This is a genomic window from uncultured Bradyrhizobium sp., from assembly GCF_947648125.1.
Classification (GTDB): domain Bacteria; phylum Pseudomonadota; class Alphaproteobacteria; order Rhizobiales; family Xanthobacteraceae; genus Bradyrhizobium.
Genome location: NZ_CANSMR010000053.1, coordinates 1 through 21,892, shown reverse-complemented (window position 1 = coordinate 21,892; position 21,892 = coordinate 1). Strand labels below are relative to the sequence as shown.

At 62.8% G+C, this 21,892-nt stretch carries 16 protein-coding genes, 1 tRNA gene and 1 pseudogene; 11 read left to right on the top strand and 7 right to left on the bottom strand.

Features of this window, described 5'->3' with window-relative positions:
* Nucleotides 1-295, bottom strand: a pseudogene (locus Q0030_RS39585) (hypothetical protein); the annotation flags it as partial.
* Between the two features lie 151 nt (nt 296-446).
* Here Q0030_RS39585 and Q0030_RS39580 point away from each other — a divergent pair.
* Complete coding sequence (locus Q0030_RS39580) at nt 447-1,250, top strand: FkbM family methyltransferase (RefSeq protein ID WP_298380277.1); 804 nt, start codon at nt 447-449, stop codon at nt 1,248-1,250.
* A gap of 21 nt (nt 1,251-1,271) precedes the next feature.
* Here Q0030_RS39580 and Q0030_RS39575 read toward each other — a convergent pair whose 3' ends face one another.
* Complete coding sequence (locus Q0030_RS39575) at nt 1,272-2,684, bottom strand: HlyD family type I secretion periplasmic adaptor subunit (RefSeq protein ID WP_298380275.1); 1,413 nt, start codon at nt 2,682-2,684, stop codon at nt 1,272-1,274.
* Entirely contained in the window at nt 2,668-4,809 is a 2,142-nt protein-coding gene (locus Q0030_RS39570; protein WP_298380272.1) for a type I secretion system permease/ATPase, read from the bottom strand. Before Q0030_RS39570 ends, Q0030_RS39575 begins: the two co-directional genes overlap by 17 nt.
* Nucleotides 4,810-5,383: 574 nt before the next feature.
* Here Q0030_RS39570 and Q0030_RS39565 point away from each other — a divergent pair.
* The gene (locus Q0030_RS39565) at nt 5,384-8,380 is read left to right on the top strand and encodes a hypothetical protein (protein WP_298380269.1); all 2,997 of its coding nucleotides are present in this window, start codon (nt 5,384-5,386) and stop codon (nt 8,378-8,380) included.
* A 277-nt stretch (nt 8,381-8,657) separates the two neighbouring features.
* Here Q0030_RS39565 and Q0030_RS39560 read toward each other — a convergent pair whose 3' ends face one another.
* Nucleotides 8,658-9,851 carry a polysaccharide biosynthesis/export family protein gene (locus Q0030_RS39560; protein ID WP_298380266.1) on the bottom strand — a complete coding sequence of 398 codons (1,194 nt, stop codon included), beginning with the start codon at nt 9,849-9,851 and terminating at the stop codon, nt 8,658-8,660.
* Between the two features lie 739 nt (nt 9,852-10,590).
* Between Q0030_RS39560 and Q0030_RS39555 the strand changes: the two genes are divergently transcribed.
* The gene (locus Q0030_RS39555; RefSeq protein ID WP_298380263.1) at nt 10,591-10,737 is read left to right on the top strand and encodes a hypothetical protein; all 147 of its coding nucleotides are present in this window, start codon (nt 10,591-10,593) and stop codon (nt 10,735-10,737) included.
* 432 nt (nt 10,738-11,169) lie between these two features.
* Here Q0030_RS39555 and Q0030_RS39550 read toward each other — a convergent pair.
* Nucleotides 11,170-11,246: transfer RNA gene (locus Q0030_RS39550), tRNA-Met, on the bottom strand.
* A gap of 316 nt (nt 11,247-11,562) precedes the next feature.
* On the opposite strand from Q0030_RS39550, the gene Q0030_RS39545 reads away from it, so the two are divergent.
* Entirely contained in the window at nt 11,563-12,996 is a 1,434-nt protein-coding gene (locus tag Q0030_RS39545) for a coniferyl aldehyde dehydrogenase (protein ID WP_298380261.1), read from the top strand.
* A gap of 124 nt (nt 12,997-13,120) precedes the next feature.
* On the top strand, nt 13,121-14,728 hold the full coding sequence (locus Q0030_RS39540) for a choline dehydrogenase (protein ID WP_298380259.1): 1,608 nt from the start codon (nt 13,121-13,123) through the stop codon (nt 14,726-14,728).
* Nucleotides 14,729-15,259: 531 nt separating this feature from the next.
* Here the strand turns inward: Q0030_RS39540 and Q0030_RS39535 are convergent.
* Nucleotides 15,260-16,021, bottom strand: a complete 762-nt coding sequence (locus Q0030_RS39535; RefSeq protein WP_298380257.1) for an SDR family NAD(P)-dependent oxidoreductase — start codon at nt 16,019-16,021, stop codon at nt 15,260-15,262.
* Nucleotides 16,022-16,131: 110 nt separating this feature from the next.
* Between Q0030_RS39535 and Q0030_RS39530 the strand changes: the two genes are divergently transcribed.
* The 4 genes from Q0030_RS39530 to Q0030_RS39515 all read left to right on the top strand — a co-directional run bounded on the left by Q0030_RS39530 (nt 16,132) and on the right by Q0030_RS39515 (nt 19,426).
* Nucleotides 16,132-16,647, top strand: coding sequence for a CvpA family protein (locus tag Q0030_RS39530; protein WP_298380255.1), 516 nt, complete (start codon nt 16,132-16,134; stop codon nt 16,645-16,647).
* 136 nt (nt 16,648-16,783) lie between these two features.
* Entirely contained in the window at nt 16,784-17,566 is a 783-nt protein-coding gene (locus Q0030_RS39525; RefSeq protein ID WP_298380252.1) for an SDR family oxidoreductase, read from the top strand.
* A complete protein-coding gene (locus Q0030_RS39520; protein WP_298380249.1) occupies nt 17,563-18,552 on the top strand; it encodes an NADPH:quinone reductase in 990 nt (329 codons plus the stop codon). Before Q0030_RS39525 ends, Q0030_RS39520 begins: the two co-directional genes overlap by 4 nt.
* Before the next feature lie 22 nt (nt 18,553-18,574).
* Nucleotides 18,575-19,426: an MBL fold metallo-hydrolase gene (locus tag Q0030_RS39515; RefSeq protein WP_298380245.1), complete on the top strand. Its 852-nt coding sequence runs from the start codon at nt 18,575-18,577 to the stop codon at nt 19,424-19,426.
* Nucleotides 19,427-19,631: 205 nt separating this feature from the next.
* Here the strand turns inward: Q0030_RS39515 and Q0030_RS39510 are convergent, their stop codons facing one another.
* Nucleotides 19,632-20,003 (bottom strand): hypothetical protein, encoded by a 372-nt coding sequence (locus Q0030_RS39510; protein WP_298380244.1) that lies wholly within the window; start codon nt 20,001-20,003, stop codon nt 19,632-19,634.
* A gap of 150 nt (nt 20,004-20,153) precedes the next feature.
* Between Q0030_RS39510 and Q0030_RS39505 the strand changes: the two genes are divergently transcribed.
* Together Q0030_RS39505 and Q0030_RS39500 are read left to right on the top strand one after the other, a co-directional pair.
* Nucleotides 20,154-20,807 carry a TetR/AcrR family transcriptional regulator gene (locus tag Q0030_RS39505; RefSeq protein ID WP_298380241.1) on the top strand — a complete coding sequence of 218 codons (654 nt, stop codon included), beginning with the start codon at nt 20,154-20,156 and terminating at the stop codon, nt 20,805-20,807.
* A gap of 141 nt (nt 20,808-20,948) precedes the next feature.
* The gene (locus Q0030_RS39500; RefSeq protein ID WP_298380237.1) at nt 20,949-21,791 is read left to right on the top strand and encodes a fumarylacetoacetate hydrolase family protein; all 843 of its coding nucleotides are present in this window, start codon (nt 20,949-20,951) and stop codon (nt 21,789-21,791) included.
* Nucleotides 21,792-21,892: the final 101 nt, after the last annotated feature.

The window sequence follows — 21,892 nt, the reverse complement described above, 5'->3', positions numbered from 1 at the left end:
CGAGATCCCGAATCCTCACCTTCCAGGGCTGCTCGCCATGAGGGCAAACAATTCGGGCGCCGTCGTTGAAGTCGAATCGCAGTCCTTTCGGACCGACTTGGGTAGGCAACTCGGCGGCCGCCGGATAGGCACGCTTGGGCGCATCCGCACCCGGCGCAGCAGCTTCCGACTTGGCAGGTACGGAGCTGGCAGGTACGGGGCTGGTCGAACGATCAACGATGACTTTAGGTTGGTCAGCCACATGGTCAATCGGACGCTTCAGCCCGATCGCCGGCGCGACGGCAATTGCATTCACGAATATCCCCTGCCCCGAAAATATAAAGAACGCTAAAAATACCGCCGAACGGTAAGCGAGATTGACAACCGCGTCAACGGACGAAAACCTCAGCGGGTACCCCCTCGCAGCCGCTCGCCCCGGAACGGCAGAAACAAAGAAGCACAAATCGATGAGCCGCAATCCCAGCAAGATCCCGTTTGTGATCGCAGCGTCCGCTCATGGCCCGCTGATCGTCAACCGGCTGGACTACCACACCGCTGGCGACCATGTTTTTGGAGTGGGGATTCAGATCCTCGAGCATGGCGCGTTCGACGTCACCGAGATCGAGCTGACCAAGGGTCTTCTTGCCCTGCGAAGGACTTACCGAGGGGACGGCGTGGTCGCCATCGACTGCGGGGCGAACATCGGCGTTCACACCATCGAATGGTCGAAGCACATGACCGGCTGGGGCTCGGTCGTTGCCATCGAGGCGCAGGAGCGGGTCTACTACGCGCTTGCCGGCAACATCGCCATCAACAACTGCTTCAACGCGCGGGCGATGCACGCGGTTATCTCGTCGGAGACCGGGAAGATCCGGGTGCCGACCTTAAGTCATCAGGAACCCGCCAGTTTCGGAAGTCTGGAGGTGACGCAACGCTCGGGCACGGAGCAAATCGGCCAGAAGATCGATTATTCCGAGGCCAACAGCACTGAAACGGCGATGATCACCCTGGACTCCCTGAATCTGAGCCGCTGCGATTTGATCAAGATCGACGTCGAAGGGATGGAGCTGAAGGTGCTGGAAGGGGCGAGCGCCACGATCCGGCAGCATCACCCCGTCATTCATGCGGAATTCATCAAGACCGACAAGGCCGCACTCGTTCGCACGCTGGCCGATCATGGATACCGGACCTACGACGCGGGGCAAAACTGCCTTGCGATCCATGAATCCGACCCGAGTCTGAGCCACGTGGAATCGCGAACCACGTCATGACGGCCTGACCGCCGAATTCATTCACCGCTCGCGGAGAGCATCCTGCCGGTAGCGCATGATCGGCGACAGCAAATAGCTCATGATGCTGCGGCCGCCCGTCCTGATTTGGACGGTTACGGTCATTCCCGGCGAAAGGTTGATCTCCTTGTCATCGACGACCATCTTGGTCCGGTCGATCGAGACATGCGCGATATACACCGGCCCCTGCCCCTTTGGCTCGCTGCTTTCCTCCGGCGCACCGCCATTGGGCTCGCGGGCCGGATCCCGCGCCTTGTCGCGGGAGACGGAATCGGGCGAGACACTGACGATCTTGCCGTGCAGCAGGCCGTAGCGCGTGAAGTTGAAGGTATCGACCTTGATTTCGGCGTCCTGGCCCGGGTGCACGAAGCCGATATCGCGATTTGAAACCATCGCTTCGATTTCAATCAGGTTGTCGCTGGGTACGACGACCGCGAGCGTCTGGGCGGGAGTGACGACACCGCCGACAGTGTGCACGGCCAATTGCTGCACCACGCCGTCGATGGGGGCGGCAAGCTTCTGAAGGTCGGTCCGGTGCTCGGCTTTGGACACCTCGTCCTTGAGGCTGCCGGCCTTCTGCGTCGCCTTGGCCAGATCGTCGTACAGGCGGTGCCGGTATTCCGAGACAAGCTTGCCGCGGGTCTCGTCGAGTGCGGCGACAGCCGCATTGGCTTCCTCGAGCTTGCTCCGTTGCACCAGGATGTCCTGCTGCATCCCGACCAGTTCCTGGAGTTCCTGCAAATATTGCAGCTTTGAACCGTACTCCCTGTCCGCCAGGTACTTGCGAACCCCGACCCGCTCCTGCAGCACCGGCAGCAAAGCTTCAATCTTCGCGATGCTGGCGTCGATCGTCCTGGTCTCCGCGACCTTCTGCACCCGTTGCCGATCCAGTTCGGACAACTTGGCGCGCTGCTCGGAATCCTGACTGCGCAAGTACTCCAGATGCATTTGAATCAAGGCGGGCGGCGTGTCGTCCGGTAAGCCTTCAAGCGCGTCGGTGTTTCCGCCAAGCGCAGAACGGTTGCGTGAAATATCCAGCAGTGCCGAGAGAAGGTCGTTTTTCAGGTGCTGCAGCTCCGCCTGATTGCTGGTCGGATCCAGCTCGATCAGAATCTCGCCGGCCTTGACGGTTTGGCCATCGCGGACATGAATGGCCCGCACCACGCCGATCTCGAGCGGCTGAACCAGCTTTACACGGTCGCCCGGCACGATCTTTCCGGGTGCAGAAGCAACGATGTCGATCCTGCCGAGACCCGCCCACGCCACGGCGCAGCAGAACAGGGCAGCAAGCAAGACGGCCGTGAGTCTCGCGGTGGGAGATGGCGGCGTCTCGACAATTTCGAGGGCGGCCGGCAGGAAGGCCAGCTCGTCCCGGGTTTTGCCCCCGACCGCAACCACTTCACGAGCCGACTTCATGGATCCCCGCCTGCAACCGGTACAGCGACGCGTATCTTCCGCCTGTGCTCAGCAACTCCTCATGGGATCCCTGTTCGACGAGCCGGCCGCGATCAATGGTGATGATCCGATCGGTGCGCCTGACAGCGGATAGACGATGGGCAATGACAAAAACCGTTCGTCCCTTCACGATCCGGTTCATATTGTCCTGAATGACCCTTTCGCTTTCGTAGTCGAGCGAACTGGTCGCTTCGTCGAAGATCAGGATGCGGGGATCGGTGATAAGGGCGCGCGCGATCGCGATGCGTTGCCGCTGCCCTCCCGACAGACTGGAGCCGCGCTCGCCGACGACGGTGTCGTAGCCTTCCGTCAGTTCCAGAATGAATTCGTGAGCTCCCGCAAGCTGAGCCGCGGCGACCACTTTCTCCATCGGAGCGGCCGGATCGGCGAGCGCGATGTTTTCCCGTACGCTGCGATTGAACAACACGTTTTCCTGCAGGACGACGCCGACCTGGCGACGCAGCCAGGCCGGATCGACCATCGCAAGGTCGATCCCGTCGACAAGGACCCTGCCCTTCTCCGGAACGTAAAGGCGCTGAACGAGCTTCGTGAAGGTGCTCTTGCCGGAACCGGACGGGCCGACGATGCCGACGACCTGGCCGGCCGGAATGCTGATGTTGATGTCGTGCAGGACTTCGGGTCCATCGACCCGATAGCGGAACGACACATGTTCAAGTGTGACCTGACCCTTGATGGGTGGCGGCACGGCGCGACCGGGGCTGAACGTCTGCTCCGCCGGCGTATTCAGGATGTCGCCGAGCCGCGCGACAGAGAGCCTGGCCTGATGGAAGTCCTGCCAGAGCTGCGCCAGCCTCAGAACCGGCGCGCTGACGCGTGACGAGAACATGTTGAAGGCGATCAGCTCGCCCACCGTGAGGCTTCCGTCGATCACCAGCTTGGCGCCGGCGTAAAGGATCACCGCGGTGACGAGCTTGCTGACGAACTGAACCGATTGGCTCGCAACATTGGCGAGGCTGAGCACGCGGAAGCTGGCCGCCACGTATCCGGCAAGCTGCTCCTCCCAGCGACGCTGCATCTGCGGTTCGAGCGCCATCGCCTTGATGGTCTCGACCCCGGTCACGCTCTCGACGAGAAAGGCCTGGTTTTCGGCCCCGCGCTCGAATTTGGTATCCAGCCGCTGACGGAACATCGGCGTCGCGCCGGCCGAGATGCCGACATAAAGCGGGAAGGACCCAAGCACGATCCAGGTCAGGATCGGCGAGTAGACAAACATCACCGCGATGAAAACGACGGTGAAGAACAGGTCAATCACGACCGTCAGCGCGGAGCCGGTCAGGAAGTTGCGAATGTTCTCCAGTTCGCGAACCCGCGCAACCGAGTCGCCGACGCGCCGAGCCTGGAAGTAGGCAATGGGCAGCCCGATGAGATGCCGAAACAAGCGGGCTCCCAGTTCGACATCGATCCGGTTCGTCACGTGGGAGAACAGGTAGGTCCTCAGTATCGCGAGGGCCGTCTCAAAAACCGCGATGCCGATCAACCCCACGACGAGCACATCGAGTGTGCTGAGTGTGTGATTAACCAGGACCTTGTCGATCACCACCTGAAAGAACAGCGGCGACACCAGTGCAAACAGCTGCAGGAAAAAGGAGGCGATCAACACCTCGACGAAATGGTACCGATATTTGTGGATGGCCCCTAGAAACCACGACAGGTCAAAGCGGCGCGCAAGATTGACCAGTCCCGCCCGCCGGCTCACCAGGATCAGCTTGCCGGTCCACACCGCTTCCAGGTCGGCCCGCGTGATCAGCTCCGGGCGCTCCGACAGAGGCGATTGAACGAGGATCTTGTCGGCGCCCACCTTGGCGAGGATCAAATGGCCACCGTCGCGCAGCAACGCGATGGCAGGAAGCGGGACCTTCTCGAGCCTTAGCCAGTTGGTGCTCAGCTCGCGAGCCTTGACGCCGGTCGAGCGCGCGTAGCGCAGCATCTCTGCCGTTCCGAACGGGCCATTGCCGACTTGATGACGAATCTGGTCGACATCGGCCGGGATGCCGTGAAAACGCAGCAGCATCGCGAGCCCAACTATCCCGCTGTCCGCTGTCGTACCGCTCCGCGTTTCAATCATCTCGCGACTTAATCTGTTCAGTAGCTGAAAATAACTGCAGTCGAAGGTGAGCCGAGATTGCCGTGAGCGGGCCCCGCCCCTGCTCGTCGGCCTCGCCGTCAGCCCAAACTGACTATTCGTAACGAAACGACAGAGCAGCAAATGAATATGACAGGCAGAGTACTATGGCTCTTCGGCGAGATGCAATTGGCGTTATCAGCGGCCAAGCCGAATTCGCAAGCAACATCATGCCGATCCTGGAGTCCATCGCGGAACCGTTCGGAACGCCGAACCGGGCTCCGTAGTCTTACGGATCGCGGCACCCGATATGGCTGTCACCGGGATCAAAGGGATGATCGCGTCGGCCCTATCGCGTATATAGAGGGTCATGCCCTTCCGATCTTGCAGCACGCAAAGAATGGCCGGACGCTGTGTGATGCCCCAAGGTGATGCCCGAGCCAATCGCGCCCAAGGCGCTGGACGTGAACAGCCTCACGCACCGCCTTGTCCGGGGCCGGCCATCTGGCGTCTATTAACCGCCCAGTGACTGGTCCGCATGGTTTCTACGCTACCATAGATTGAAAGCTCGACCAAGATGACTTGGAACTATTCCGTAACATTAAACGATTCATCGAACGCAGGCGGATCTGCCGACGCGTCTCTCGTTTACGACCTCGAGCAGGCCCTCAACGTTTGGCAGCGATATATCCTGGGCATTGGCACCATGGTGGTGTCACTCAACATCCTGCCCACCTCCGTTGGCCGTGCCGACGGCGGACCTACCTCCAGCTACTACGTGGGCACGAATGGCGGGCTCGCGGTGTATGAGCCGTCAAGCCAGTACGAGCTGACCACGGGACAGCACGTGCCTGGAACGACAAGCGACATCACCATCAACATCGATCCCGGCTACTTCCAGTACATCGACCTCGACTATGGCCTGAGCTGGTCCAGTCAGGTGCCCGGAAACGTGATCAATCCGATCGACGTTTTTCTGCATGAGCTCATGCACGGCTTCGGCATGACGGGCTGGTACAGCCAGAGCGGCCAGTTGCCCGGCGCCTACGAGTCCACGTTCGACAACCTGATTCAAAAGACCGCAACCGGCGCCAACTTTGTTGGTGCGAATGCCGAGGCCGCTTACGGCGGCCCGGTGCCGTTGACCACCAACAGCACCACCCAGAACTACTACCATTTCGGCAACCAGCAATCCGATCTCTACGCCACCCCGTCGACCGTCAAGGACCCGCTCACACTGGATTTGATGAACGGGATCGTTTTCTATCCCAATTACCAGTACGCGATCTCCAACCTGGACGTCGGAGTTCTGAAGGACCTCGGATACAGCATCCGGACGACACCGGTCGTAACCGCCAGCGATCAGTCCGCCGCCCGAAATCAGGTTTATGCGGCCTCATCGTTGTTCTCGGTGAACATGGCCACGGGCGATTCCATCACCGAATATTCGTTCTGGGACACCAATGGCAACGGTCACTGGACAGTGGGAGGAACAGTCCAGGGCACCAACACCGAGATCGACATCAGCGCATCGCAATTGGCCCAAGCCAGTTACCAGGCCGGACCCGGTTCGGACACGCTCTGGGTGAGAGCCTTCGACGGCTATTTGTGGAGCGACTGGAAATCCTTCGTGATTTCTCCGGCCGATCATGCGCCCGTGGTCACGGCAGCAAACGTGACCGGTGCGCGCGGGCAGCTCTCGGTGGCTGAATCCTCACTGTTCTCGGCCAGTGACGCGGATGGCGACACCATCACCAAATATGCATTCTGGGACACCGAGGGCCACGGGCACTGGGCGATCAATGGTGCCGCACAAGCCACCAACGCCGAGATCGACGTCCCGGCCGCCAGCCTCTCGCAAGTGAGCTATGTGTTCGGTACGGCCCCGGACACGCTCTGGGTGCGGGCCTATGACGGATATCTCTGGGGAGCATGGGTCCCGTTCACGGCCACGCCAACTCTGGATCATGCTCCCGTTGCTTCGGCTTCCGCCTTCACGGCAGCACACGGGCAAACGTCGGTCGCGGCTTCGAGCCTGTTCAGCGCCACCGATCCGGATAGCGATACGATCACCCAATACGCACTCTGGGACAGCAACGGCAACGGCGCATGGGTGGTGAATGGTGCCGTTCAGGCCACCAATGCGGAAATCGACATCACTGCCGCTCAACTTGCCCAGACCAGCTACCAATTCGGCTCGGCTCCGGACCAGCTCTGGGTCAGGGCTTACGATGGCACGCTGTGGGGAGCATGGGTGCCGTTCACGGCCACGCCAGGTCCGGATCATGCGCCGGTCGTGAGCGCAACCGACGTTTCGGCGACCCATGGCCAGGATATCGCCGCATCCAGTCTCTTCAGCGTGACCGACGCGGATGGCGACACGATCACCGCCTATCAGCTTTGGGATTCAACGAGCGATCCCGCCAGCGGCCACTGGGTGGTCGGCGGCGTGGCGCAGGCCGCCAACATCGCCATCAATGTTACGCCTGCTCAATTGACGGGCACCTCGTTTCAGTCGGGCTCCGGCTCGGATGATCTGTGGGTGCGAGCCAATGACGGCATCACATGGGGAGCCTGGAAGGAATTCCACGTCAACGCGCCGATCGACCATGCTCCCGTGGTGAGCGCGTCGGATGTGACCGCAACGCATGGTCAGGACATCGCCGCCTCAAACCTGTTCACGGTCAGCGATGCCGACCACGATACGATCACCAACTATCAGTTCTGGGACTCGACCGCCGATCCTGCCAGCGGCCATTTCGTCGTGGCCGGAGTCATCCAGCCTGCGGGGCAGAGCATCGATGTGAGCGCGGCCCAATTGGCCAATACATCGTTCCAGAGCGGTTCGGGCTCCGACGATCTCTGGGTGCGCGCCTTCGATGGCATGATGTGGAGCAACTGGAAGGAGTTTCACGTCAACGCGCCGGTCGACAATCTTCCGATCGTGTCGGCCGCCGACTTTTCAGCGAGCCACGGCCAGGATATCGCGGCCTCCACGCTGTTCTCGACCACCGACGCGGATGGCGACACCATCACGAACTATCAGCTGTGGGATTCGACGTCTGATCCCGGTAGCGGGCACTGGGTGGTCGGGGGATTGGCTCAGGGCAGCAATGTCGCAATCGATGTGACTGCAGCCCAGCTCTCGAGCACAAGCTTTCAGAGCGGCTCCGGTTCAGACGATCTCTGGGCGAGGGCCTACGACGGTATCGCCTGGGGGCCGTGGAAGGAATTTCACGTCAACGCACCGATTGACCACGCTCCGGTCGTCACCGCATCCGACTTCCACGCGACCGCCAACCAGAGCGTGGCCGCATCGAGCCTGTTCTCGGTCACGGATGCCGACGGGGACAGCATGAGCCAGTATCAATTCTGGGATTCGACGCCGTCGGCAAGCAGCGGCCACTGGAGCATCGGCGGGAATGCGCAGCCCGCCAACACCGCAATCAACGTCACTGCGGCCCAGCTTGCCAGCACGACTTTCGATGGCGGCACGGTGTCTGACGACCTCTGGGTTCGCGCCAACGACGGCATGATCTGGAGCGCCTGGCAGGAATTTCATTTCATCATCTAGGGAAGGCCCGGGTTGCGGGGACGGAGTGATCCGCACCTCCGGCAACCGGCAACGTGAGTGCGAATCTCTTCCCAAACAAATCGCGGTGGTACATTCGGAATATTTCATGTCCCTATCGCGTCTCGCCGATCAAAGCGAATGCCGAGATGTACGAGATTCAGCCGGAAAGCGGCGGGACCGCTCTGTCTCCAGGCCGTTACGGCAGTCTGCCACGGTTTGAGGGCGACCAGCGCCGTCTTCAAGACGACGATGTATCGCCCGTCGTACCGCATGCGGATCAGGGAGTCGTTACGACCAGACTCCGAAGCGCCGCACCATTGTAGGCTGCAACTATCGGATCATTGACCGTTGCGGTGACCAGCCTGATGTACGTCATCAGCTTCGCCGATTCCACCGCTGGAGCGTTCGACGTGTACAGAACATCCTTGTTCCGGATCAGCACCTTCGTCGCCAGGAAGTACGTCGACGGGTCGCGCATATTGAAATTATACACGATCGGGACGATCGGCGTCGTGAAACGGCTCACGTCGACGCCCATCATCGCGGCAATTTCGCGCCGCTCACCGCGATAGAGGAAGATCGCTCCGGGATCAGCCAGCGCATCGTTCAGGCCGCCTGCCTTGCCCACGGCCTCAGCCACCGAAATTCGCCAGGCGTCGAAATTGAACTGACCCTGCTGGCCGGTCGCACCAAACGCCACAAACGTCTGCGGCTCACGATAAACGTAAACCGTATCGTTCGGATGGACCCAGATATTGTTCGACGGCTCGTACACCAGCGACCCAAACGGCACGGTCGCCTGCTTGCCGTTGCGCTCGAGCATGACCCAAGTGTCGAAGCCTTGTCCCTTGGGGCCGCCGGCACGCGTGATCGCATCAAGCAGGTGCTCGCCAGCAGCGTTTGCGGGATAGCGAATCGGATTGTTCACTTCGCCGAGAACACTGATGAGCGACGTCCGCTGATCAATGAGGGCGACGACAGCCTGCGGCTCGATCGCGCGATTCTTCAGCGCATCCGCAATCGCCTGCTGGACTTCGGAAGGCGTCCGCCCTTGCGCGCGGACAGCGCCGGCATAAGGAACCGAAATATTGCCGTTGTGGTCCACCGTCTGATTAGGCAGAGCAATGAAGTTGCCCGGCCGAACACCCGCTTCAACCGGGATAAACAGGCCGCCTGCGGCGGCCTCGAAGATGGTCACGCTGACGACGTCGCCCACGCCAAATCTGATTTCGCGGGGGGGCTGACGATCGGGATAGGTAACCGTCAACTTGCCCGTACGCGCAAGTACGGACACCACGTCTGAATTGACGCGAACCAGCGCATACGGAAGGCTGTTTTCATCGACCGGCGTCTCGCTTTTTACAGCTTGGCTGGATGGCCCCGACGTCGGTAACATGCTGCACCCGGCCAGGCCAATCGTGGCGCTAAGGACGATTCCGGCAAAGAGTTTGATTTTAAGATTAGTCCCCATGCTGTCGGAACTCTCGTGGGCTCGGCGCAATCTCTAAGTGAATCTGCGTTGGAGCAGATTTTTGGATCGCGGCAGTTGCTGATTTGCAACGATCTTGCGGGGCTCAACCAGCAGTTAACCAAGCTTGGCACGCTGGCGCGGATTTAGTTCGCTGGCTGCGGAGACATCATCACGGGGAGATGACGGACAGGTGGCAGATTTGGCGAACCTCAACCTTGGTGAGGAGAATCACCGGCTAGAGCCGGAACCGGCGTAGCCGCCCTTCGATTGGGAGCTATTGGAGCTTCCGAACGGACTTGCGAACGGGCTGCTAAATCCGGTGCTAACGCCTTGGTTGATTCTCACCGCCGAATTCGGCCCGCCCGTCACCGTCGATCCGCTCTGGCGCTGCTGCGTAACGGTCTGGGTCGGGGTTTGCGATACGCCCTGTGCCATTGCTCCCCCACCGGACAGCAACAACAGGGTCAGCACGGCTGTTCCGTATCTCATGAAACACTCCTTCCAATTTTACGCACCATCGCAACGACCGGGAACTGTCTCACGCCGCCGCGACGGCGAGAAATTCCGGTCGGCAATGCGTTAGCTGCCAATAGTGTTCGAAAATAGCAAACGGACCGGCGCGTTCAGAATAGGTGTGATGGGGACCGACGTAGACAACCGCCTTTTTCCGCGAAACTGGTCAGGCGGGCGAGCCCAACAGAGACATCAGCCGTCACCGTTGAGGTCGCGAGGAAATGCAATGCGCTGGTTGCGAAGAATTTTCCGCTACGTCAGCCCGGCGGCGGGCAGCGCCAAAGGCAACGGGCAGGCCGAACGCGACTATTTCAAGAAATGCGTCGACAATGAAGGCAACGTGGACGACGACGCCGACAAGGACAAAAAATGATCGGGGTTGTGTCGTCAACGGATCGAGGCAAGCGCGGTTGAAATCTGGATGCGCATTGCCTGCACGCTTGGTGGCTCACCGAAGCACCTCGTCAATGGCGCGCGCCATACCGAACGTCCCTCGCCGCTCGTTCGGCTCACACGCCTGTCAGGGCGATCCACGCGCCGACATCGTCGAGACGATCCCGCGAGTTCATAGCGTCGATAATCCGATTGATCGGCGAGATCGACGGTATCCCCAATCCAGCCACTCGAGATGGCCAAGGCAAGTCGGCCTCCGCTGTTCGCGCCCGGCGTCGTTATGCCAACCGCGCGAGGTTGCGGTGTTTCGAACCCACAAAACCAAGTCGTTGATTGCGTTGCGGCGCGACGTTCGCCCCCAAAAACAAAAACCCGGCAATCCATTCAGATTGCCGGGTTTCCGTGTCGAACTTGGTTGCGGGGATAGGATTTGAACCTATGACCTTCAGGTTATGAGCCTGACGAGCTACCGGGCTGCTCCACCCCGCGTTAAACCGTTGCATGCCTTGCAGAAAGAGTGCCCGAGCCGGTCGGCCAACGCATCAGATGGCGCCGATCGATCCGTCCGGAGGGCTTCCTGAGAAGGCGACCCGGGCCGAAGCCGTCGGGTGCGAGGGGTATGTATCAACGTGAGTACGGTTTGGAAAGCCCCGGATGCGGGTTTTTGAGGATTTTGTGACGCCGAAATCGGTGGTTTTCCTAGCAAATTTACCGCCGGGAACCGGCTCTTGCCAGATCGCGCGCAAAAGCGGAGCTTGGCGCCCAACAAAATCCGTCAAGGACACGTCATTCGAGGGGAAACGCCATGGACCGGCCATTGAAGAGCCCGGGGCTGCATGCGCTTGAGGACACCTTTCACCGCCAGTTCGAGCTGTCGCGGAGCGAGCCGGCGCCGACATTGCAGGCGCGGCTCGACCGGCTGCGCCGCCTGCGCGCCGCGCTGACCGAGAACGAGGCGCGATTCGAGGCGGCGATCTCGGCCGATTTCGGCCACCGCTCCACCGTCGAGACCGCGATCGCCGAGACGATGCTGGTGCTCGGCGAGATCAAGCATGCGGCCAAACACCTCAAGGGCTGGATGGCGCCCGAGAGGATCCCGACCACGGTGCAGTTCGCGCCGGCCAGGAACCGGCTGATCCCGCAGCCGCTCGGCGTCGTCGGCATCATCGCGCCCTGGAATTATCCGCTGCAGCTGACCTTGGCGCCCGCGGTCGCCGCGATCGCGGCCGGCAACCGCGCCATCATCAAGCCAAGCGAGCTGGTGCCGCGCTTCGCCGAGCTGCTGGCCGAGGTCATCGCGAAGAAATTCGACACCACCGAGCTCGCGGTCACCGATATCGACGACGAGATCGCAACGGCCTTTGCCGCGCTGCCGTTCGATCATTTGATCTTCACCGGCTCGACCCGCGTTGGCCGGCTGGTCGCGGAGGCGGCCAGCCGCAACCTGACACCGGTGACGCTCGAGCTCGGCGGCAAATCGCCCGCGATCGTCGACGGTTCCGCCGACCTCGACGAGGCCGCGCAGCGCATCGCCTACGGCAAGCTGCTCAATGCCGGCCAGACCTGCATCGCGCCCGATTACGTGCTGGTGCCGCAAGCCTCGGTGCAGCCGTTCGCGATGCGGCTGCAAGGCCACATGCAGCACATGTTCGGCACCGATCCGAAAAATCCGGACTACACCTCGATCGTCTCGGACCGGCACTATGCCCGGCTCGAGGGCCTCGTCGCCGACGCCGCCGCGAAGGGCGCGACCATCATGCAGCCGGCCGCGCCGAACGATCCCGAGTGGAAGGCGAGGCGCAAATTCCCGCCGACCGTCATCGTCGATGCGACGCCCGAGATGACCGTGATGCAGGAGGAGATCTTCGGACCGCTGCTGCCGGTCATGGGTACGCGCGACGCAACCGAGGCGATCGCCTTCATCAACCGGCGCGACCGCCCGCTGGCGCTGTACTGGTTCGGCACCGACCATGCCGCCCGCGATGCGGTGCTGGCGCGCACGGTGTCGGGCGGCGTCACAATCAACGACTGCCTGTTCCATTTCGCGCAGGCCTATCAGCCGATGGGCGGCGTCGGCGCGTCCGGCACCGGTGCCTATCACGGCGAATGGGGATTCAAGACGCTGACCAAGCTGAAGCCGGTGTTCTACCGCTCGCGCTTCAACCGGCTCGCCGATCTCTATCCGCCCTATGGCGCGAAGGTCGCGCGGCTGGAGAAGCTGATGCGGTTGTTGTCGTAACTCGCAGAGCGTCATTGCGAGCGAAGCGAAGCAATCCATAGCGACGCATAACGGACGGATGGATTGCTTCGTCGCTACGCTCCTCGCAATGACGGATAAGAATGAAGACTAGGGGGAAACATACGTGACTGACACATTCGATTTCGTGGTGGTGGGCGCAGGCTCCGGCGGCTGCGCGGTGGCAGGGCGGTTGTCGGAGGATCCGGCGACCTCGGTGGCGGTGCTCGATGCCGGCGGCAAGAACGACAATTGGGTGGTGACCACGCCCGGCGCCATCATTCTCATGCTCTCGAGCAAGCTCAACAACTGGGCGTTCGACACGGTGCCGCAGAAGGGCCTGAACGGCCGCATCGGCTATCAGCCGCGCGGCAAGGGGCTCGGCGGCTCGAGCGCCATCAATGCCATGGTCTATATCCGCGGCCATCGCGCCGACTACGATCACTGGGCTTCGCTCGGCAATACCGGCTGGGGCTATGCCGACGTCCTGCCCTATTTCAAGCGTTCGGAGAACAACACCGAGCTCGACGGCGAATATCACGGCAAGGGCGGCCCGCTCAACGTCACGGGCCTGCAGTCCGACAATCCGGTCAAGGAGATGTTCTTGCAGGGCGCGCGCGAGGCGCAGTTCCGGATCCGCGACGACTTCAACGGCGCCGAACAGGAAGGCCTCGGCATCTACCAGGTGACCCAGCGGAATGGAGAGCGCTGGAGCGCAGCGCGCGGCTATATCCATCCCCACATGGGCCGCCGGCCCAATTTGCGGATCGAGACGCAGGCGCAGGCGACCCGCATCATCTTCGAGGGCAAGCGTGCCGTCGGCGTCGAATACATGCAAGGCAAGGAGAAGAAGGTGCTGCGCGCGCGGCGCGAGGTCATCCTCTCGGCCGGCGCGTTCCAGTCGCCGCAATTGCTGATGCTGTCGGGCGTCGGCGACGCCGCGGCGCTCGGCAAGCACGGAATCGCTGGCGTGCATGATCTCCCCGGTGTCGGACAGAACCTGCAGGATCATCCGGATTTCGTGTTCGGCTTCGCCTCCGACGCACCTTATTTCTCGGGACTGTCGTGGAGCGGCATCGGGCGGATCATCAAGGGTATCGGGCAATACCGTCGCGAGCGGCGCGGCCCGATGACCTCGAACGTCGCCGAATGCGGCGGCTTCCTGAAGACGCGACCTGAGCTCGACGTCCCCGACATCCAGCTACATTTCTGCATGGCCATGGTGGAAGACCACGGCCGCAAGCCGCGCTGGGGCACCGGCTTCTCCTGCCATGTCTGCCTGCTGCGCCCGGCAAGCCGCGGCAGCGTGTGGCTGAACAGCGCCGATCCCTTGGCGGCCCCCGCGATCGATCCGAATTTCTTCGGCGAGGACAGCGACGTCGAGACCATGGTCGCAGGCTTCAAGATGACGAAGCGGCTGCTCGACACGCCGGCGCTGCGCGCGCTGCAGCAGAAGGACATGTTCACAGCGGATGTCCGCACCGACGACGACATCCGCAGCATCCTGCGGGCGCGCTCCGACACGGTCTATCATCCGGTCGGCACCTGCAGGATGGGCACCGGCGATCCGCTTGCGGTGGTCGATCCGAAATTGCGCGTGCACGGGCTCGAGGCCGTGCGCGTGGTCGATGCCTCGATCATGCCGACCTTGATCGGCGGCAACACCAACGCGCCGACCATCATGATCGGCGAGAAGGCCGCCGACATGATCAAGGCGGAGATGCGGGCGGGGTAACCAAATGCGCAGGGGAGGGCAAAGCAAGGCGTGCCTACCTCTTCTTGCACGGCTCGTGATGGTGGGCACGGCGCGAGGGCGCCCTTGCCCACCCTATGAGACTGCCGTCGCAGGGCCGCACTGCCAAAATATCGAAAACAACCCCATGCAAAGTAGCCGGCGGCTGCCGGCGTTGGACACGGCAACTTGACTCGTCGGGCAAATCAGCGGCATTCTTCCATTATTCCGAAATTGTGCAGACGGCCCTCGGCTATCGCATATGGGAAGGCCCTGCTGCGTCGCTTCCCTGCGGCCATCCTTCGAGACGCCCGCCGTTGAGTCCGCGGCCCCTCCACAACGTCGTCCCTGCGAAAGCAGGGACCCATACGCCGCGGCGGACCTTGTTGCAGGGACTCGTCGTTCCAGCGTCGCCCAACAATTGGCAGCTGTGGTTATGGGTCCCTGCTTTCGCAGGGACGACGATGAGGATGGTTCTCGCAGGATGAGATCTTGTTTCGCGGCTTTTCGCTGCGCGCCATCCGGGCGGCAAAGCTAGTTCAGCAAAAACCCGCCATCGACCGTCACCACCGTGCCGGTCATGTAGCGCGAGGCGTTGGAGGCGAGCAGCATGATCGCGCCGTCGAGGTCGGACTCGGCACCGACGCGGCGCTGCGGAATCCGTTTTGCGAGCCGCTCGCCTGCCGGCGTCGACCAGAAATCATGGTTCATTTCGGTGTCGATATATCCGGGCGCCAGCGCGTTGACGCGGATGTTGTTGCCGGCGAGTTCGAGCGCCATCGCCTTGGTGCCCTGGATCATGCCGGCCTTGGAGATCGCATAGGGCGAGACCGCCTTGAGCACGCCCTGCCCGAGCACGGACGCGACATTGATGATGTTGCCCGGCTGCTTGCGCAGGATCATGCGCCGCGAAAGCTCGGTCGCGAGGAAATAGGCGCCCTTCAGATTGGCGTTGATCACGGCGTCCCAATCGGCCTCGGTCTGCTCGGTCGAAAGCTTCTCGATCGCGATGCCAGCATTGTTGATCAAGACCGAGACCGGACCGAGTGCTGCTTCCGCAGCGTCGAGTGCCTTCGCAATGCCGGAAATATCCGCAACGTCCATCTGTACCGCGGCTGCGCGGCCGCCTTTGGCCTTGATCTCCTCCGCGAGACTTTTCAGCTTCGCGGTCTGGCGCGCCGCCAGCACCACCGCAGCGCCATGCGCCGCCAGCACGCGGGCGAATTGCCGCCCAAGCCCCTGCGAGGCGCCGGTGATGAGGATGATTTCTTTACTGACATCGAATAGGTCGGACATCGGCAGGTTCCCGGATTGAAGCGGACGAGTGATAGCGACAATTGTCCCTGATGTAAGCAGGTTTGATCAACCGGGGGACCGTAGGAGATTGGGGCAGGAATTCCTTATCCATGAACCTCTTCGACATCGTCGTGACGCTTGGTCTGTTGTTTGCGGTCGTCACCGGCTTCACGACCGGCCTGTTGCGCAGCGCGGTCACCATCCTGGCCTATCTCGTTGCGATGCCGCTTGCGGTCGCGCTGCTGGCGATGATCGGGCCCCACATCGCAGCGCTGCCGTCCTCGCCGTTTCCGCCCAACGGGGTGCTGCTGTTCGGCCTCTTCCTTCTGATCGGCGTCATCCTCGGCAAGATGGCGCGGACGATGCTCGACGACACTATGGGCTCGGAGGTCGGGATCGGCGACCGGCTCGGCGGCGCGCTGCTCGGCGCAATCAGGGTCGGCCTGGTCGTGACCACGCTGGTGGTTGTGTTCGATCAGCTGGTGCCGGTGGCGAAGCAGCCGCAATTCCTCAACGGATCGCAGTTGCGGCCGTGGTTCTCCGCCGCCGGACAGGCCGGATTCCGGTCGCTGCCGCCCGAAGCCACGATGGCGATCGAGCGGCTGCGACGCGAGCAGCGCATCTAACCAACGGGCTCACCCGGGCTGCTCCGGTCCGGCATGCACTTATGCATTGCACCTCCCTTACCGGCGCTGCCGGGCTTGGCTAGACTGACGCCAGCGAAACTTTACAAACCTATCCGACATCACAGGGAGTGAACACGTGGATCTTGGAATCAAAGGCCGCCGCGCCATCGTCTGCGCATCGAGCAAGGGACTGGGCCGCGCCTGCGCGATCGCGCTCGCCAATGAAGGGGTGCATGTCACGCTGACGGCGCGCGGTGCCGAAGCGCTGAAGCAGACCGCCGACGAGATCCGCAAGGCACACCCCGGCATCACTGTCACCGAGATCGTCGGCGACATCACGACGCCGGCCGGACGCGAAGCCGTGCTCAAGGCCTGCCCCGAACCGGACATCCTGATCAACAATGCCGGCGGCCCGCCGCCCGGCGATTTCCGCAACTGGACCCGCGACGACTGGATCAAGGCGATCGACGCCAACATGCTGACGCCGATCGAACTGATCAAGGCGACCGTCGACGGCATGATGGCGCGCAAGTTCGGCCGCATCGTCAACATCACCTCGGCGGCAGTGAAGGCGCCGATCGAAATCCTCGGTCTGTCGAACGGCGCCCGCGCCGGCCTCACCGGCTTCGTCGCCGGCCTGTCGCGCAAGACCGTGATCAACAACGTCACCATCAACGGCTTGCTGCCGGGCCCGTTCGAGACCGATCGCCTGCGCGGCACCGCAAAGCCCGAGGCCGAGAAGCGCGGCATCTCCGCCGAGCAGGTCCTGGCCGAGCGCGCCAAGCTGAACCCCGCCGGCCGCTTCGGCCATCCCGACGAATTCGGCTACGCCTGCGCCTTTCTGTGCGGCGCCAAGGCCGGCTTCATCACCGGACAGAACCTGCTGCTCGACGGCGGCGCCTTCCCGGGCACGCTGTGAAGGCGGTCTGGTACGAGCGGACCGGCGCGGCGCCGACGGTACTCACCGTCGGGGAGATGCCGACGCCGGGCGCGGGCCCGGGCGAAGTCCGGGTTCGCCTCGAGGCCTCAGGCGTCAATCCGGCCGATGTCGGCCGCCGCAGCGGCAACTATCGCGCGATGGAATTTCCACGCGTGATCCCGAACAGCGACGGCGCGGGGCTCATCGACCAGATCGGTGAAGGCGTGACGCGCTTTGCCGTCGGCGACCGGGTCTGGCTGTTCAACGGCCAGCGCAACGGCCGCGCCTTCGGCACCGCGGCCGAATACATCACGCTCGCCGATTATCTGGTGACGCCGCTGCCACCGGACGTGTCGTTCGCGGCCGGCGCAACGCTCGGCATCCCCGGCATGACCGCGTGGTGCGCACTGTTTGCCGACGGTCCGATCGCCGGCCAAACGGTGCTGGTCACCGGCGGCGCCGGCGCTGTCGGCCACTATGCGGTGCAATTGGCAAAATGGGGCGGCGCACGCGTGATCGCGACGGTGAGCTCGCAGGTCAAGGACGTGGAAGCGCGGCTTGCCGGCGCCGATACGGTCGTCAACTACCGCACCGAGGACGTTGTTTCCAAGGTGATGGCCTTCACCGAGAACCGCGGCGTCGACCGCGTGATCGACGTCGACTTCGGCGGCAACCTTGCGACCACGCTGAAGATCATGGCGTTGAACTCGACGATCGCGGTCTACGCCACCAACGGCAACCGCACGCCGACACTGCCGGTGCGCGAATTGATGGAGAAATGCATCACAGTGCGCTCGCTGGTGCTGTTCGCACTGCCGCCGCCGCTGCTCGCGGCCGCGCAGGCCGACATCACCAAATGGCTGGCGTCGGGCACCCGCGTGCACAACATCGCCGGACAATTCGCGCTGGCGGAAACCGCCGAGGCCCATCTCGCCGTCGAGAAGGGCGACAAGATCGGCACCGTGATCGTCGACTGCGCCAGATAACAAAAGACCGAGGACACGCCGCATGCACTGGACCGTAGGCAAGGTCAAAATCACAAAAGTCGTCGAGCTCGAGACCGTCGGCAGCACGCGCTTCATCCTGCCGCTGGCCGGCCGGGAAGAGATTCAGAGCCTGCCCTGGCTGATCCCGCATTTCGCCAATGAGGATGGCCGGCTGAAAATGTCGATTCATTCGCTGCTGGTCGAGACGCCGGAGCACCGCATCATCGTCGACACCGGGCTCGGCAACGACAAGCAGGGCCGCAACGTGCCGACCTGGAACAACCGCAACGATCCGTTCCTGGAGAAGCTGACCGCGGCCGGATTTGCACCTGACAGCATCGACACCGTGCTGTGCACGCATCTGCATGTCGATCATGTCGGCTGGAACACGAAACTTGTCGGCGGCAAATGGGTGCCGACCTTCGCCAATGCGCGTTACGTGTTCGGCAAGACCGAGTTCGCGCACTGGCGCGACCACAGCGACGATGCCGCGCATGCCGCCGTGTTCGCCGACTCGGTGAAGCCGATCGCGGATGCCGGCAAGGCCGAGCTGGTACCGAGCGATCATCGCCTGACCGAGGAGATCACGCTGATCCCGACGCCGGGACACAGCCCCGGCCATATGAGCATCCACATCAGGTCCGGCGGCGCGGAAGGACTGCTCACCGGCGACGTCGCGCATCATCCCTGCCAGATGTATCACCTCGACTGGTCGTCGACCGCGGACTCCGACCAGAAGCAATCCGCCGCGACGCGGCGCGAGTTGTTCTCGCGCTTTGCCGACACGCCGACGCTGGTGATCGGTGGGCATTTCAACGCCGGCCACATCAAGCGCGACGGCGACGCGTTCAGGTTCGTCGCGCTCGAGGCATAGAGCGCAATGCTTCTTGGTTGAATCAGTGGCCACAGATTCGCTGCACCTCTCCCGCTTGCGGGGGAGGTCGACGCGCGTAGCGCGGCGGGTGGGGGCTCTCCCCAATAGGTGACTCGCGGCGAGACCCCCCACCCCGGCCCTCCCCCGCAAGCGGGAGAGGGGGAGCGCAGTTTTCGCGGTCGCTATTCCGATCCGGCCTCGTTTCCTAAATCAAACTGGCGCGCGCGAGGAAGAGCGCGTCGGCCTCGCTCGCGGCGATCGCGGCCGGATAAGGCAACGCCTTGGCCCGTCCGGGAAGGGTGCGCTCGAGCTCGGCGCGCTCCTCGTCATCATCGGCGATGTAGACGGTGACCCGGACCAGCCGGCCGAGCTCGGCCTTGCGCGCCTTCATCCACAGCACCATCGGCTTGCCGGCAGCGACCTCCGGCTGATCGTTGACGTTGACGATGACGGCGAGCGGACGGTTCGCGGCAAGCAGCTCGGTGTATTCCGCGGTCCAGTCGCAGCCGTCCTGCTCGGTTTGCAGACGGCCAGTCGCGATGAAGATGCCGGGCTCGGCTTCGCGAAAGAATTTCATGCAAGCTTCCTCATGAATGAACGGCGCCTGACCGTGCTGATCGGCAGGCGGCCGGGCACAAATATTTATCGACTGACGGTCAGTCAATCGAACTAAGCTATTTCAAAGGCATTCTAAATATGCGATCTCAGAATCGGATATCAGGGGCGGATGGATGCTGACGACATGATCGGGAAGCGGCAGGCGCGGACCACACGCGGCACATCGCAACACTGGCGGCGCACGCGGCCCGCCGAGGTCAGGGTGGACGACCTGATGTCGGCGGCAGCGGCCCTGTTCATCGCGAAGGGCATCGACGCCACCACGATCGACGACATCGTCACGCGGGCCGGCGTCGCGAAGGGCACCTTCTACCATTACTTCTCGACCAAGGCGGATGTGATCGTCGCACTGCGCGCCCGCTTCACGCAGGATTTCCTCTCCCGTGTCGCCGCCTCGATCGGCGAGCCTGCCGCGGACGATCACGCCGGGCGGCTATCCGCCTGGTTGCGCGGCGCCGTTGGAACCTATCTTGCCAATGTCGAGCTGCATGACGTCGTGTTTCACGACTTCCCGCATCATCAGCGCCAGTCGCAGGAAAAGGACGACGTGATCGCACAGGTCGTCGGCGTGCTGGAGGACGGCAGGGCAGCCGGCGTCTGGGCGTTCCCGGACGCCCGCAGCGCGGCGCTGATCGTGTTCGACGGAATGCATGCCGTGGTCGACGACGCGATCGTCGCGGGCACCCGCGATCCCGAGCCGCCATGCCGGCTGTTGGAAGAGATGTTCACGCGGATGCTGGCCGCGCCGCGTCCGCGATCATGACCGGCGCAAAACGGCTACGCCGAGAGGTGATGGCTGCAATGCCTGAGACGACAGGCGGTTGAATTTCCCGGCGCGCTGTTCCATGAAGCGTGTCGAGGTATACCAGTAACAATCCTCAAGACATCGTAGGGAGTGATCAACATGAAGCTTGTTCGTTATGGCGAAAAGGGTGCGGAAAAGCCCGGTCTGATCGATAAATCCGGCCAGCTCCGCGATCTCTCGGCCCATCTGAAGGACCTGACCGGAGAGGCCTACACGCCGGAATCGCTGAAGAAGCTTTCCGCCCTCGATCCCGCCTCCCTCCCGGCCGTCTCCGGCAAGCCGCGCTTCGGCGCCCCGGTCACCGGCATCTCGAAGTTCGTCGCGATCGGCCTGAACTATTCCGACCACGCCAAGGAGACCGGCGCTCAGATCCCGACTGAACCGATCATCTTCATGAAGGCGAATACCTCGCTGTCCGGCCCGAACGACGCGGTCGAGAAGCCGCGCGGCTCGACCAAGCTCGACTGGGAAGTCGAGATCGCCGCGATCATCGGCACCCGTGCCAAATACGTCTCGGAAGCCGACGCTCTGAACCACGTCGCCGGCTATTGCGTCTGCAACGACGTCTCCGAGCGCAACTTCCAGACCGAGCGCCTCGGACAATGGACCAAGGGCAAGTCGCACGACACCTTCGGTCCGGTCGGCCCGTGGCTCGCCACCAGGGACGAAATCGCCGACGTGCAGAACCTGTCGATGTGGCTCGACGTCAACGGTCAGCGCCGCCAGACCGGCTCGACCAAGACCATGATCTTCACGATGGCGAAATGCATCTCCTACGTCTCGCAATTCATGACGCTGCTGCCCGGCGACATCATCACGACGGGCACCCCGCCCGGCGTCGGCCTCGGTATGAAGCCGCCGACCTTCCTCAATGTCGGCGACGTCGTGACGCTCGGCATCGAGGGCCTCGGCGAGCAGCGCCAGGAAATCGTCGCGGCGTGAGCGCCACGCGCTGCACCCGAATCGTCATGCCCGGGCTTGACCCGGGCCTCCACGTCTTAGGTCTTGCATAGGGGCAACGACGTGGATGGCCGGGTCAAGCC